Origin of the sequence: Candidatus Magnetominusculus xianensis (assembly GCA_001541255.1) — a bacterium.
Lineage (GTDB): Bacteria > Nitrospirota > Thermodesulfovibrionia > Thermodesulfovibrionales > Magnetobacteriaceae > Magnetominusculus > Magnetominusculus xianensis.
In genome coordinates this window covers 1-14,701 of sequence record LNQR01000051.1, presented here as the reverse complement: position 1 = coordinate 14,701, position 14,701 = coordinate 1, and the positions used below count along the sequence as shown (strand labels likewise).

The 14,701-nt window shown below is 43.2% G+C and carries 11 protein-coding genes, 1 tRNA gene and 1 pseudogene; 7 read left to right on the top strand and 6 right to left on the bottom strand.

The window, feature by feature from the left end:
* Positions 1-272: pseudogene (locus ASN18_RS06725) on the bottom strand (hypothetical protein); the annotation flags it as partial.
* Between the two features lie 92 nt (positions 273-364).
* Entirely contained in the window at positions 365-1,252 is an 888-nt protein-coding gene (locus tag ASN18_RS06720) for a tetratricopeptide repeat protein (protein ID WP_085051970.1), read from the bottom strand.
* Positions 1,253-1,545: 293 nt separating this feature from the next.
* On the opposite strand from ASN18_RS06720, the gene rfbC reads away from it, so the two are divergent.
* The gene (gene rfbC / locus ASN18_RS06715) at positions 1,546-2,091 is read left to right on the top strand and encodes a dTDP-4-dehydrorhamnose 3,5-epimerase (RefSeq protein ID WP_085051969.1); all 546 of its coding nucleotides are present in this window, start codon (positions 1,546-1,548) and stop codon (positions 2,089-2,091) included.
* 8 nt (positions 2,092-2,099) lie between these two features.
* Here rfbC and ASN18_RS06710 read toward each other — a convergent pair whose 3' ends face one another.
* Positions 2,100-2,678, bottom strand: coding sequence for an NAD(P)H-dependent oxidoreductase (locus ASN18_RS06710; protein ID WP_085051968.1), 579 nt, complete (start codon positions 2,676-2,678; stop codon positions 2,100-2,102).
* A 99-nt stretch (positions 2,679-2,777) separates the two neighbouring features.
* On the opposite strand from ASN18_RS06710, the gene ASN18_RS06705 reads away from it, so the two are divergent.
* Positions 2,778-4,724: an ATP-binding protein gene (locus ASN18_RS06705; protein WP_085051967.1), complete on the top strand. Its 1,947-nt coding sequence runs from the start codon at positions 2,778-2,780 to the stop codon at positions 4,722-4,724.
* 70 nt (positions 4,725-4,794) lie between these two features.
* Here ASN18_RS06705 and ASN18_RS06700 read toward each other — a convergent pair whose 3' ends face one another.
* Positions 4,795-4,980 carry a ferredoxin gene (locus tag ASN18_RS06700; protein ID WP_085051966.1) on the bottom strand — a complete coding sequence of 62 codons (186 nt, stop codon included), beginning with the start codon at positions 4,978-4,980 and terminating at the stop codon, positions 4,795-4,797.
* Between the two features lie 130 nt (positions 4,981-5,110).
* Here ASN18_RS06700 and ASN18_RS06695 point away from each other — a divergent pair, with 130 nt between their 5' ends.
* The 3 genes from ASN18_RS06695 to ASN18_RS06685 all read left to right on the top strand — a co-directional run bounded on the left by ASN18_RS06695 (position 5,111) and on the right by ASN18_RS06685 (position 9,889).
* Positions 5,111-7,525, top strand: a complete 2,415-nt coding sequence (locus ASN18_RS06695) for a heavy metal translocating P-type ATPase (protein ID WP_085051965.1) — start codon at positions 5,111-5,113, stop codon at positions 7,523-7,525.
* A gap of 155 nt (positions 7,526-7,680) precedes the next feature.
* Positions 7,681-8,694, top strand: coding sequence for a Kelch repeat-containing protein (locus ASN18_RS06690; RefSeq protein ID WP_085051964.1), 1,014 nt, complete (start codon positions 7,681-7,683; stop codon positions 8,692-8,694).
* Positions 8,695-8,728: 34 nt separating this feature from the next.
* Positions 8,729-9,889 carry a glycoside hydrolase family 19 protein gene (locus ASN18_RS06685; RefSeq protein WP_085051963.1) on the top strand — a complete coding sequence of 387 codons (1,161 nt, stop codon included), beginning with the start codon at positions 8,729-8,731 and terminating at the stop codon, positions 9,887-9,889.
* Between the two features lie 7 nt (positions 9,890-9,896).
* Here the strand turns inward: ASN18_RS06685 and ASN18_RS06680 are convergent, their stop codons facing one another.
* Together ASN18_RS06680 and ASN18_RS17110 are read right to left on the bottom strand one after the other, a co-directional pair.
* Positions 9,897-12,224, bottom strand: coding sequence for a CHASE domain-containing protein (locus ASN18_RS06680; protein WP_085051962.1), 2,328 nt, complete (start codon positions 12,222-12,224; stop codon positions 9,897-9,899).
* 744 nt (positions 12,225-12,968) lie between these two features.
* A tRNA-OTHER gene (locus tag ASN18_RS17110) sits at positions 12,969-13,024 on the bottom strand.
* A 361-nt stretch (positions 13,025-13,385) separates the two neighbouring features.
* Between ASN18_RS17110 and ASN18_RS06675 the strand changes: the two genes are divergently transcribed.
* On the top strand, positions 13,386-14,240 hold the full coding sequence (locus tag ASN18_RS06675) for an RpnC/YadD family protein (RefSeq protein WP_085051961.1): 855 nt from the start codon (positions 13,386-13,388) through the stop codon (positions 14,238-14,240).
* Between the two features lie 45 nt (positions 14,241-14,285).
* The coding region (locus tag ASN18_RS06670; RefSeq protein ID WP_157072868.1) for a response regulator at positions 14,286-14,701 on the top strand (416 nt) is incomplete at its 3' end.

Sequence of the window (14,701 nt, the reverse complement as noted above, 5' to 3'; positions counted from 1 at the left end):
CCCCACAGCATGAATGTCATCATCTGTTCAAATTTCTTGTCCATGTCAGATTTCAAAATATCCATTCTACTCTCAATACGATCCATTCTTTTCTCCAAACCATCCATTCTTGCTTCGAGCCTTATCAGCCGGTCTCTGTCGTCTTGTGTGAACGGTATCTCCCTTACGCCTGGGGGCGTCTCCAGTTTTGAGCCAGGGGCTGCCGCCACCTCTGCGCTGGAATATCCACAGATAAACACTAACAGTATTAACGCTGCCGCAACGCCTTTCATGATTATATTATATCAATGCGGCAGCAGGTATTTCAACAAATGAATCCGCTCCACAAACACAAACGAGTATTCTGAGGCGTTAAAATATGGCGTTATTTCTTACCCTCCATGTAAATCTCAAACAGATATGGGTTTATTTCTTTCATGAGCGCCCTTATCTTTATAAAGTCCACACTTCGTATGTTTTTCAGGTATTGGCTGCTTTCAGCCAATACAATGCACTTATAAAATAGTTTTGGTATCAGGGCCTCATCTGTTCCTTTTCTGTAATCTTTCTCCATCTTAATGAAGTCATTGACATATATTCTTAAATCATCAAGTATTTTGATTGTTTTATATGGAAAGATACTCTCAATACAGCCATAACTAACTACCCATTCAAGATAGCCTGGCACATCTTTTTTTATATGGTTTAGCAAGCCAATAACTGCGCTATCACTTATGGAGTCAACATCGACATCATTGGGATTAGTCTCAAAAGCCTCTCTATAACATATCCTTGAGTTCTTTACATCACCTCTTAGGAAATGCAAATCACCAAGGTATCCTCTTAGTTTCGCATCGTCAGGATTTTTTATTATACCCTTTTCTAACCTTGCCCTGGCACCCTTTAAATCTCCAGCATATATATAAAATAAACCGACAGGTATATTTAAAATATAATCGTCATCGATTTGCTGAGATTTACACAGCGAAGAGAAATAGTTCTTCTTTAAGTCTTTATTAGCTGCAATAATATTGCCTTTGAATGTTTCGGTAAAATCCATCCATGCTGAAACGATATTTATAATATCCGGCGCTGTCAGACGCTCCATAAAAAACTTGCATACTTTATCTTCATCTCCCAAATCGGCTAATGGATATGTCTTCAGGAGATTATCTATATCATTCTGAGCAGCGGTAAAGTTTAGAGAAATAATATGCCTGGCTATTTGATTTTTCCTCATCTGTAGCTCATCAAACAGGTCTCCCTGGTGCATATGTACTCATCTCCTTGCGTGGGTCTCATTTATACCGGCTATCTGCGGCTACGGACAGGATTATCATATATTTACTGCCTGGCTTGAGTCAATGTTGAGTTAAAATATCTCAGTTATCATCTTTTACCGACTTGATTTAACCATTTTCAACTCGTTTTTAACATCTGTCTTCTACTCAACATCAGAGCAAACTCATTTGGAAATTACAATTTGAATTATTTCACACAGCTTTTTACATATAACTGCCAATATTGCTATAATAGCCCTAAATATTACTAAAGGAGAGATAGAAGATGCCTTTTGAGTTTGAACGGCTCGACATACCGGATGTAGTGATAGTGACACCGCGGGTATTCCCAGATGACAGGGGTTTTTTTAAAGAGCTGTATAAATATTCCGATTTTGCCGCCTTCGGGATAACAGAGCGGTTTGTGCAGGATAATTTCTCGAAATCCTCAAAAGACGTTCTAAGGGGACTGCATTATCAGATGTACCCAAAGGCGCAGGGTAAACTTGTCTCATGCCAGCGGGGTGAGATATTTGACGTGGCCGTAGATATACGCAGTAACTCTAAGACATTCGGACGCTGGGTCAGCGCCGTGTTAACCGGTGAAAACCACAAGATGCTTTACGTACCGCCGGGATTTGCCCACGGTTTCCTTGTCATGAGCGATACGGTTGAAGTCGTATATAAGTGTACAGACGAATATTCGCCAAAAGACGACAGGGGTATAATTTGGAATGACCCCGACATTAATATAAACTGGGGAGTGGATGCCCCTCTTGTATCCGGCAAGGACGCAAGTCTCCCACTGTTTAAAGATGCTGAAAAAATGTAAACGACAGTTTAAATATTTCTGGCTGCCGCCCTCACCTCTTCAAGCATCGCGGTGCGCTCAGTATCTGTGATATATGGAATACTGGTAAAGAACACGTGCTTAAGCACTTCCATAGCACAAAATCTGTATATGCCGTCGTCCGAGGTCTGAAGCATACTGTTAAACATGCCACTCTTCGCATACATCTCTTCAGGTGCGCCGGTTGTATTGATTATCAGAACTTTCTTGCCGTTTAGAAGCCCTTGTATGCAGTCCTCCCCTATTTTATAGGCAAAGCCGAAAGAAAATACCCTGTCTATATACCCCTTAAATATGGCCGGTAAGCCTGTCCACCAAATCGGATGAATGAAACTGATTACGTCTGCCCATGTGATATGCTCTTGTTCAACTTTAACATCTTCGGCAGCCTTGCCTGCCTGAATCAGTTCGAAATCAGACGATTTTAACACAGGGTCAAAGTTAACTGCATATAAGTCCCGAACTCTGACCTCATGACCAACTGCCTTTAACTCAGCCTCAAGTGTCTCCATTATGGCGTGATTAAAACTCTTCGGATTGGGATGTGAGTAAACAATCAGGTGTTTCATGTCAGTCCTCCTTGATGTACGTATGTATTAATATATACATACCAAGCCCGTAAAATCAAGCGGCTTTACGGGTATCCCTGCTAAATGCTATACTATTGAATGAATACCGTGCGGCGAACTAATGAGTCAAAGGTTAAATTTGTACTGTTTTTTCTTCTGATATTCATGATTGCCGCAGGTTCTCTTGGGCTGTGGTTTGCTGCAGATTGGACGAAGAATAAGACCATATCAGATATCCAAAAACAGGCCATCCAACACCTCGAACTCTACAAGATATATCTGACCAGCAAGATTGCTACCTTCTCGAATTATCCAATAATTTTGGCTGAGAACTCCATGATTATCAGTTTCTGTGACAATTCTACAACTGCGCAGGGCATTAACAGCTACCTTTCACAGTTCAATGCATCAGTTGGAGCATCTGCCTCATACATAATCAATAAAGACGGCATTGTTATCGCATCAAGCAACTGGGACGCCGATGATTCTTTTATGGGTAAGGACTATTCCTTCAGACCTTATTATAAATCAGCAATAAATGGAATACCGTCAAATTACGTCGCAATCGGGGTAACATCTAAAAAGCCGGGCTATTATGCATCATATCCGGTTAGAAAAGGCAGCGATGTAGTCGGGGTTGCCGTAGTTAAAAGTAAACTCGACAGTTTGGAGCTTGGGACACAGGAAATCATGGGTACGCTTCTCATCGCAGATAAAAACAACATAATTTTCGCGTCAAATGACGACCTGTTTGATTTCTATAGTATGCAAAAACTCTCAGAAGGCGTTCTGTCTGAAGTCAAGGCCCGTAAACAATATGAAGGCGTTGACCTCAAACCTCTTCCTATTATAAGAGAGACCACCCAGGGCAGCGCTAAAATAGTAATCCTAAGCCCCTCGCTTACTGACCAGCGTGAGGTCAGTCTTGTTATGGAAGGTGTTCAAATCCAGGAAAACGGTTGGAATGTGTATCTGCTTTCAGAAGTTGAGGAGTTAGATAAAAAAATACTTATAAACATGGCGATTGTCTTTGCGGTTATAGTTGTAACATTTGTGGCGGTCTTTCTGCTGATTAATGCAAGACTCAGGAATATAAAGGAAAATTTCATCAAACATCAGAAGGAACTTGAGACTAAGGTAGATGAGCGAACTTCTGAGCTGCATGAAATAAACGAAAAACTCCTCTTCGAGTTATTTGAGCGCAAGCGGCTTGAAAACGCACTGAAGATAAAGACCGACGAGCTGGAGACAATCAACGAAAACCTTCGTGAGCTTGTACAAAAGGAGGTCTCCGAACGCAGCAAAAAAGAACAGATACTGATTCAGCAATCCCGCATGGCAGCAATGGGAGAAATGATTGGCGTCATAGCCCACCAGTGGAGGCAGCCCCTAAACGCCATCGGCCTCATTGTACAGGACCTGGTTGATGCCTATAAATTTGGAGAAATGAACGAGGAATACATAACAACCGAAGTCCAGACAACGATGCAGCACATCGGGTTTATGTCTCAGACGATTGACGATTTCAGAAATTTCCTTAAACCATCAAAAAAGATACAACAATTTGACGTGAACAAGGCAATAGAGGAAATTATGTCCATGTTTGAGGGGGTATTACGAAGAGACTCCGTTGTGATGTCTATAGAAAACCCCGGAGGGTCATATCTGACAACCGGCTACCCCAATGAGTTCAAGCAGGTGATATTGAATATTATCAACAACGCAAAAGACGCCATCGTATCATGCCGCAAAAAAGGGCTGCTTGACAAAGACATCCAGGGCAAAATAACAATCACTCTTGAAAATGGCACACTTGACACCCAAAGCCAGGACAAGAAGGTAATCATCTATATCGGAGACAACGGCGGGGGCATCCCCGAAGATGTTATAGACAGAATATTTGATCCCTACTTTACGACCAAGTCCGAGGACGCAGGCACGGGGATTGGTCTTTACATGTCTAAGACGATAATAGAAAATAACATGGGCGGAAGACTGACAGTGAGAAACATAAGCGGCGGGGCAGAGTTCACGATAGAGATATGAGGAGGGCTGCCTTAGCAGCAGAATTGTGTAAGAGGGCTGCCTCGCCAGCAGCCCTAGTCTGCTGCAATGCCTAGCTTGCCCACTTAATGGCTTCGACAGGACATGTATCCATCGCTTCCTGAACGTCGCAAGTGCCGCACTTATCCGGTGATGATACAAAGGCCTTGTCTCCCTGCATCGTAAATACTTCTGGACAAAGGGACACGCATGTCTCACATCCAGTACAAAGATCGGCTTCTACATATGGTACCTTCATTTACACTCCTCCTGAAATAGTTTGATTGGATGCCCGATGCACCCCATTGCTTTTATTAATTATGATGTTTACGGCGATTTATGATAAACTAATATTTCTAAATTTGCAAGTAAAATATTTGGGCTGAGAGATGAACGATAATAAAACAATAACAATACCCATTACCGGTATGACATGTGCCGTATGTGCCCAATCCGTCGGGAAGGCGATAAAGAAACATGCGTTTGTCAACTGGGCAGAGGTTAATTTTGCCTCTGAGAAGGCCGTTGTTACAGTTAACAGCACACAGAGCGGCACAACTGCCTGCATTAACTCTATCGTCCATTCCATAAAAGAAGAAGGTTACGGAGTTATGACCTCAAAGACGGAGCTAAAAATTGCAGACATGAGCTGTGCCGCGTGCGTATCAGCCGTAGAACGGGCAATTAACTCTGTAAGTGGTGTCGTCTCGGCCTCTGTAAATCTTACTACGGAGATGGCTGTAGTTGAATATATATCCACAATTACCAATGTTGGCGAAATAGTACGCGCAGTAACTGTCTCAGGCTATAAGGGTCAACCTTCTGAGGAAATCGTCAGAGACACTGAACGTATGGAGCGTGAAAAACACTACGCATCTCTAAAGACAGCCCTATGGACAAGCGCTGTCATCTCGGCCATTGTCATGACTGCCTCGATGGTGCAAATCCCTGTGCTTTCAAACCCTTACGTACTTTTTGCCCTTACCGCCCCCGTACAGTTTATCTCAGGGATGCGCTTTTACCGCGCGGCATTGACTGCACTGAGGCATTTCTCTGCCAATATGAACACACTTATTGCCGTTGGCACGTCGGCGGCATTTTTTTACAGCGCTTTTGCCGTGTTTTTCCCCGGTACTATTCACCGACATGGGATGGAGCCTCATCTGTATTTCGACACATCGGCTGTTATCATAACGCTGATACTTTTTGGCCGCCTTCTTGAGCTACGCGCAAAGGGGCATACCTCAGAGGCAATAAAAAAACTCATCGACATGCAGGCAAAGACCGCCTCCGTCATAAGAGATAACGTCGAGACCGCCATCCCCATTGATGACGTTGTGCAGGGCGACATTGTCATAGTGCGCCCGGGGGAGCGCATCCCAGTCGATGGCACTATAATTGATGGGGCATCTGCTGTGGATGAGTCTACGATTACGGGTGAGGGCCTGCCGGTAGATAAGACAAAAGGCGATCACCTGTATGGAGGCACACTCAACATGTTCGGGGCATTTAAGATGACGGCGTCGCGCATAGGCAAGGACTCCATGCTTGGGTCAATCATACGGCTTATCGAAGAGGCACAGGCAGCAAAGGCGCCGATTCAAAGGCTTGCCGACAAGGTAGCCTCGGTGTTTGTACCGGTAGTGATATTAATTGCACTGATTACGTTTGCGCTATGGTTTTTCCTGGGCGCTGAACCATCTTTTAATCGTGCTATGATGAATTTCATCGCCGTGCTGATAATCGCGTGTCCGTGCGCCCTGGGGCTGGCAACCCCGACGGCGGTTATGGTAGGTACTGGAAAGGGGGCAGAGAGGGGAATCCTGATAAAAGGCCCTGAGGCCCTTGAGCGGGCACATAAAATACAAGTCGTCGCAATGGACAAGACAGGCACTCTGACGCAGGGAAAACCCTTTCTTACCGGAGTCGAGCTGCAGCACGGCAACTTGAGCGAAAAGGAGGCGCTGAGGACAGCCGCTTCGGCAGAGAAGTACTCAGAACACCCAATTGCCAAGGCCATCGTCGAGAGGGCTATGACCGAAGGCATACAGCTTTTTGACCTCGATTCTTTTGTCTCCATAACAGGCGGCGGTGTAAAAGGCACATACAAGGGCAGCGATATTCTGATTGGCAGCGCCAGATTCCTTGCAGATGAAGGGATAGAGCTAATAGAAAGTATAAGCGGCAGCGCCAAAACAACGGTCTGTTTAGCCATAGACAAGGACTTAAAGGCGGTCTTCTCTATATCAGATACAATAAAAAAGACATCAACCGACGCAGTGACTAGACTCAAGGCACTGGGGATTGAGACCATAATGCTGACCGGTGACAACAGCGCCGCTGCTGAGGCAATAGCCCATGAAGCAGGCATCAGTAAGGTTTATGCGGGGCTTCTGCCCAATGAGAAATTAGAAATAATCAGGTCTATAAAGAAAGACAAAAAGGTAGTCGCCATGGTAGGAGACGGCATAAACGACGCCCCCGCCCTTGCTGAGGCCGATGTCGGCATAGCGCTTGGAACAGGTATGGACATTGCAATTGAATCAGCAGACATAATCTTAATAAAGGGGGACCTTATGGCAGTGGCAGACGCGATAAGCCTCTCAAGGCTGACAATCAGGACGATAAAGGAAAACCTGTTCTGGGCATTTTTCTATAACATAGTGGGGATACCCATAGCTGCCGGCGTGCTGACACTATTTGGCGGCCCGCCGTTAAACCCGATGATTGCCTCATTTGCGATGGCCTTTAGTTCTGTCAGCGTGGTGAGCAACTCACTGAGATTAAAAAAGAAGAGGCTGTAGCGGCCAGCGAAAGCTGGAATTCAGAAAGCAGAGGTCGTTTAGCTGACAATGTAAGGGCAAATATGTTACAATGGCTGTAATATACTGTATAACTGCAATATAATTATGATCTGACTACTGCGACAAACGATATACTATACTTTAGGAGGTAGTTTATGAAAAAGCTGACAATGTATCTGTTGTTGATCGTGGCATTAAACATTTGCGGGGCAAGCCCGGGTGGTGCCGTCCGGTGGCCTGGAATCGGTACGCCGACCTCTCAGCCATTAACCGCAAATTATCTAAGCGCCGTTGACGTGGCAGGCAGCCGTGTGTATGCTGCTGGCACCAATGCCAATCAAGTTATCAGCATATGGTATCTGGAAAACGGTAACTGGATATCTAAAGAACTTCAGAACAAGGCCGTTGGCACGGTTTATGCGACTTTTGTGGAAAACGACGATAGTATCTATTTTGGATTGACATCTCCCGTAGCTGGATATGTGTACCGGTATAAGCCAAGCACAGAAGAGCTGTATGACATGCGCCTGACAACCGCAAAGAAGATATATGACGTAACAATGCACAACAATATCCTCTACGCTGCCGGAACGGTAATGGACCCTGTCACCCATAATGAAACCGGTCAGTGTTGGAGATTAATAAACGGCGTCTGGGAAAGCCTGAACGTTACGGGACTTAATACGGTTGACGCCCTGACCTCAAGCCAGGGGTATCTATACATTGCCGGTGTAAACTCGGCTACAAATTATGTAAAGGTAATGGTCTATACAAGCAGCGGATGGGTAGACACAGGGCTGCCAGCAGACGCGGCAACAGACATATGGTTGATGATTAACGACGGGAATGGAACTATCTACGCTGGTGGCATCACTAACTATAGAGCAGCCGTATGGAAGTATAACAACGGCGCCTGGTCATCCACCGGACCAATCGACGGCAACCGCATCTTTGCATTAACGCTTGACAACAGTGGTGTGCTTTATGCTGGCGGCGTTGACAGCCAATTTAAAGGCCAAGTGTGGGGCTTTCTAAACGGGACGTGGATAAATACCAATTTAACCGGCAGCAGTTACGTCAACGCAATGGTAACCGGGCCAAACAATACTATCTATGCCGTAGGTATGAACAACCAGCATACCGCAATGGTATGGATATACAAAAACTGATCATACATAAGGACTACGAAATAAAGGAGGAAATATGAAATACTTGCTGCTGGTAGTTGTGGTATTAACAATGATTACCGGATATGCCTATGCCGATTGTTCACTTCCATGCGGGGTAGAGGAGCTGATAACATGTGCCGCTCAGACTAATAACATGTCCGCTGAGGATTTCTATAATAAAAAACTGTTTATGGCGGCAAACCTTGACGGTTTCTGTAAAAACCCTCCGGCAGGGTCTCAAGACACACAATTGCAGAAAGATTTCTTTAAAAGTTACTGTGCCAATGCTGGCAGCTACTATTCATACCAAAACTTTATTAATGCATCCAAACTCTTTCCAGACTTTGGATGTGCTGCCAATACGACAAAGGAGCTGCGTTATAAGGAATTGGCAAACTTTTTTGCTACAGTGGCACAAGAAACCACATCAGCCTTAGCTAAACATACAAACGATGGACTCTATTGGCGATATGAAAACGGCTTTCTTCTCGGAGACAACATGACATATCATACTCCGTATTATCCCGAGGATAATTGGGTCGTCGCAACTAAGAACAATACATCGCCTCTATTGACATACACTGGCACTCTCTGGTATACCTCTTCGGGTGGAGCCATTGTATATAATCTAAAAACCTCCCCTATGCAAATATCATGGGGACAGGTTACGCTTCCAAGCGGTTATTCACAGACCACTCTCAACAATGACAACATTACCGAACCAGCTTACTGGATTGGCATGGGGGCCACGCAGCTTACAAAGGATGCCATGATGGAGTTTTTTGGATGGTATTACCAAAACCTTGCCACTGGACATCCTGTTGATGCGGCAGATTACAAGGCCTTTGTGAAGTCTTACTTAAACGATGGTGTTCTGGGTTTTACAGGGGCATTCTGGTATTGGATGTACAGAATCAACGGCAGCGGCTACAGGACGATTCACCAGGCTGTTACGGACCAAAACAAGCTGGTTTGTCAAGACATCGCCGCAGTCTCACGATTGGTCAATGGCGGATGCAACCATTACAATCCTGGCAGGGTAGATTATTACCAATATTTCCTGGGTTTGTTCAACATCACGCTTACACCTGTAACGGGGACATATAACGTCCTGATCAACTATGTTTCTACGCCTACTCAGTTAAACAGCATGATTTGCGACAGCAATCTGCAGGCATACTGCCAGGTAAAATAGCAAATCGTTAACTCTTTGTAGGTAGGTGTATCGTTACCGACGTTCCCCTGCCTACTGTACTTTCTATATTAATTGTACCATTATGGCGTTTTATTATCCCATCGACGATGGACAGTCCCAGGCCCTTGCCAGAACCTACATCTTTTGTTGTGAAAAATGGAGTGAAAGCACGTTTTACTGCGTCTTCAGACATGCCTATCCCATCGTCTTCTATCTTTATTTGTATCTTTTCACCTGTTAACGATGTAACAATCCGTATTGTACCCTCATTATTAATGGCTTGATAAGAGTTTTGCAGTATGTGATAGAAACATTGGTTCATCGCCAGTGTTTCACAACCATACAGCGGTAGATTGGTATACTCTTTCACGACAGCCACCTTTTCATTTTCAAACAACGATAGCACTGTGTCTATACATTTGTTAATATCTACGTCATCTTCAGCAGCTCTGTTGAGACATGAAAAATTCTTTAACCCACTGACGACTTCCATAATTCTCTCAACACCCTTAGAAGTTGAGTTGATCTTGTTACGTATCATATGAATCTTGTCATGTACCTTAAATTCTTGCAAATCAGTTATTTGCTCATCAGACAAGGCCCCCGCAGTCATGGATTCTGAATGTCGTATGTAATGCTCAACTATCCCGATATTCTTTGCGAGTGAGCTTACAGACCCTTTAATAAAAGATAATGGATTGTTTATCTCATGTGCTATACCCGCTGACAAGGTAGTCAGCCCCTCTGTTCTATCACGCTCTATAAGCTCCATTTCCTGCTTACGCAAAATCACCCCAGCAATTATATGCGAGATACTTTTTATAAATATCTCATATGCTTCATTGCGTTTATGCCCAGCCTCCACATGGACATTGATTAACCCCAATAGTCTATGTTTGTCTTCTGATAAAATAGGGACACAGTAATAAGCTTGGTCAATCTTTCCATCGTAAGTGATCGTGTGTCTGACGTCATTGCAATCTGGGAAAAACGTTGTTTCCCTAGTGGAAGCAGCCAACCCGCATAAACACTTACCAAGAGGAACCATTGAACAGAATGACAACTGCCCCTCGCTAAAACCACGATGCACTGCAACTTGAAGGACTTTAAGTGCTTCGTTATAAAGAAAGATACACCCTTTTGATTGTGAGAGGTGTGACAAAATAACATCTAATTTCCTGTTCAAATGTGTCTCAAGACTATCTGAAGACAGTGATGCCTTCAGGACAGAGTATATGGTTTCCTGCTCTTTGATGTGCCTGGCCAAAACGGTTTGATGTTTTAATAATTTATCATGGCTTTCTTTTAACAATTGTACTGATTTTATTCTATAAATCAGAAATATACCTATCAGATAAGTGAACACAAGAGTTGCAGCCGCGTATGAAAACGGCACCCAGCCGCGTCTTTCTCTGAAATAACTCACAACCGGTATGGCCTCAACTTGAATGGTTAGTCCTGCTGCCTCGATGGCCTTGACATAATCCAGTTTTGACATCTCAACAATGCTGGAAGGTGTATTCTGATAAAGCAGGCCCTCATCCTTCGGCAGGCCCTGAAGCACTATCTTGTATAACGTGTATTTGGTTATATCTGTTTCTGAGGTAAAACTCTTTTCAAAAATACTCTTGAGCCGAAATGTACCAAAAGTAAAACCCTTTAGATTAGTGCGTCTGTCCCATATTGTCGTTGGGTCGCCGTTGTAAACCGGCATGTATATCTGGATTGCCTTGTTTCCTTTATCGGTTATAAGTTTAATCACTGCTGCAGCCAGCCCTCCGGTATCACGTGCCTTTTCAATAGCCTTTCGTCTCATTGGATTAGATGCGATATCGAAGCCTTTAATCCTGACATCCCCCTCTTGTTCTTGCTTTCTATAATAAAATGGAAAATAGTCTTCTCTTGCCTGAACTGGAATATTCTTATCCCCTGCCTTTTCAAATATATAGAAATCAGGCAATATTCCCTCATGACGGGCTGTGTATTCAAATTCTGTTTTCTTAGAATATTCAACACGAGGCGCCCACCCAAAGTTGTAAAACGAAGGATGTTTTTTAAAATCTTCCATAGAAAAATATCCATAGAAATTTTTGTCAGTTACATTATCTATTGCGGTGAAAAGCCTGGCTAAATCTGATACCTGCTCAAAGTTCCAAAGGAGATTTCTTTCGATAATCTCTGTCTGGTAATCAACTGCGTGTTTGAAGTGTTCAAAACTATCTAAATCTATCCTGTGTACAGACATGTTGTAAACCACAACAGCCACTGCCGTGCATATGAACACTAAGAGGGTATGATGCCAGTTTCTTGGAATCATAGTTTTGTCATATGCCATAAATAATCCCGCCCCCTATGATATTCACCCCTCGATGTAAAAGAATAAAGCCATAGTATTTTTACAAACACAAAGGTTTCTTTATAGGAAAGAACTTTTTTTAAGATATTTAAGAGAGAGAGAGAGAGAGAGTTAGAGAGAGAGAGAGAGAGAGAGAGAGAGAGAGAGAGAGCAAAACCTGTGCCAACTGACCTTTCCTAACAAACATATCACGAGGTATGTAATACACCTTATCTCCCAGATTCCCTAAATTTTCTGCCGCAGAGTAACATTAAAATTAAACATATGTCAACAAATATTTTTGTGAATTTTACTCCACCCCGGTAATTCTTAAAATCTAAGGTATATTACCTTAAAGTAACATCAATAAACAAAAAATCGCATGTTCCCTACAGGACATTTGATGGGATTTTGGGGGAGAAGCGTATAGAACATGGATGCAATTGCATCTATCTGAAATTCAGAGATGAGGAGTCGATGATGAAGAGATTAACAGTAATCTTTACAGATATTGCTGTCAAGTTACAGCGATTGCGACATCGCAGTAAATGGTAAGGTGGCATTTGATGCATTTGCATTGGCGCATAAGGAGAAGAAACCCTATCATTTGGAGCCGATTTCACTGTGACTGAAAAAATGCACTTAAGTACTGGGAAATGTCGGGATAATATTTTGCAACATAATCGCGGCACCCTGTTTCCGGCACTTGTGCCAAAAACCCGCAAGTTCCAGATTTTAAAGGTACGCCTGGAGGGACTCGAACCCCCAACCTACTGCTTATAAGGCAGTTTACTTCAGGCTAAGTTATTGTTTTTACTTGTTTTTATTTTGCATAACATGGCATAAAATGGCATAATGAAGCATAATTTTTGCGACAAAATCGCGGCACCTGTTTTATTGTTGTTGTTTTGCGGTGTTCCGGGGATATCAGGCTGGAGTCGATGTAATGGATTGAGGATGATTCTGGGGGTGGTGCATTACAGATATTGGTTTAACCTGTTATCACTACCACATTGGTCTCTGATGTTTTTTTCTTCACCTGTGAATGTGCAGAGCATCAACTTCGTACCATTAGGGTACCGAGGTTAAAATTCAGGCGGATGGTGCTGCTATCAATAAAAGCCACACCCTTTCCCCTCTCCAAAATGTTATAATTCCTCCATGGCTAAACAATACGATACGATTTTAAAGGAAATCATCAAGGACGTTGTTGATACCCTGATATCAAAAGTAATCGGCTTAAAAATTGTTAGATCCACTGCAATAGAGGCTAAACTGCAGATAACAAACGAACGTGAGGCAGATTTTATTCTGCTGGTAGAATTCGAAGATGGATCCAAATCTATTCTGCACATCGAGTTTCAGGCGACAAATTACTCGCAAATGATATACAGAGAGTTGCAGTATTGGACGTTCATAAGCATAATTCACGGCATTCATCCCATGCAATATGTGTTTTATATCGGTAATGAAACACTTACTATGAAAGATAGTCTATCAACAGAGACTACAACCCATAAATATCAGTTAATAGATATGAGGACCGTAGACTGTGAAAAATTCTTGTATTCCGATAAGCCTGAAGAAGTGATCCTATCTATTTTGTGCAATTTTCAGCAGAAAAGTGTTAAAATATTTATACAGGAGATACTTACACGCTTGAAGGAGTTGGTACCGGAAGAAACGCTCCGAGGCAAGTACATAAGGCAGGTGGAGGTTCTATCGCAACTGAGAGATTTGCAGAACGAAGTATGTAAGGAGGCAGAGGCTATGGCATTAGTTTATGATTTAGAGAGAGATGTGAGGTTTAAGCAGGGGCGTGAACGGGGGTTGCTTGAAGGTGAACAGAGAGGTATTGAGGGAATGCTTGAACTCAAATTTGGTTCAGCAGGACTGGAGTTAATGAATATGGTTCGTGCTATACCTACTGTGGATAAATTGGAGGAGTTCAAAAACCTTATAAAGAAAGCGGGTTCGGTGGATGAGTTGAGAGTTGTTTTGGGGAGAAGCGTATAGGAGCATTGGATGGTGTGTACATCCCTCTATTAAAGGAATTCATAGATGAGAATACTAATAACCGATGATGATATTATCAATTGTACTATATTACAAACCATGCTGGTAAGTTATGGCGATTGCGACATCGCACTGAATGGTAAGGAGGCTTTTGAGGCATTTGTGTTGGCACATAAAGAGAAGAAACCCTATGAACTGATTTTCTTAGATATAATGATGCCTGTATTGGATGGCTGCGCAGCACTGATGAAAATGCGTAAATATGAAGCGGAGATGGGGCTTAATACGCCTTCACAGGAGGCGAAGATTGTTATGGCTACTGCATTGGATCATCCAAAGGACATCATGGAGGCATACGACAAAGGCGGATGCACGGCATATCTTGTCAATGGCCATCCAAATATGTACCATTTCTGGTCATTGAAAAATGTACCAGTCTGGGACCCTCCAAAGGGGTTAGT

Bases quoted from the DNA above. Each gene is read 5' to 3' on its own strand.
- ASN18_RS06710 (WP_085051968.1), bottom strand. From the start codon at position 2,678: ATGAAACACCTGATTGTTTACTCACATCCCAATCCGAAGAGTTTTAAT.
- ASN18_RS06685 (WP_085051963.1), top strand. From the start codon at position 8,729: ATGAAATACTTGCTGCTGGTAGTTGTGGTATTAACAATGATTACCGGA.
- ASN18_RS06695 (WP_085051965.1), top strand. From the start codon at position 5,111: ATGAACGATAATAAAACAATAACAATACCCATTACCGGTATGACATGT.
- rfbC (WP_085051969.1), top strand. From the start codon at position 1,546: ATGCCTTTTGAGTTTGAACGGCTCGACATACCGGATGTAGTGATAGTG.
- ASN18_RS06680 (WP_085051962.1), bottom strand. From the start codon at position 12,224: ATGGCATATGACAAAACTATGATTCCAAGAAACTGGCATCATACCCTC.
- ASN18_RS06690 (WP_085051964.1), top strand. From the start codon at position 7,681: ATGAAAAAGCTGACAATGTATCTGTTGTTGATCGTGGCATTAAACATT.
- ASN18_RS06720 (WP_085051970.1), bottom strand. From the start codon at position 1,252: ATGCACCAGGGAGACCTGTTTGATGAGCTACAGATGAGGAAAAATCAA.
- ASN18_RS06700 (WP_085051966.1), bottom strand. From the start codon at position 4,980: ATGAAGGTACCATATGTAGAAGCCGATCTTTGTACTGGATGTGAGACA.
- ASN18_RS06675 (WP_085051961.1), top strand. From the start codon at position 13,386: ATGGCTAAACAATACGATACGATTTTAAAGGAAATCATCAAGGACGTT.
- ASN18_RS06705 (WP_085051967.1), top strand. From the start codon at position 2,778: ATGAATACCGTGCGGCGAACTAATGAGTCAAAGGTTAAATTTGTACTG.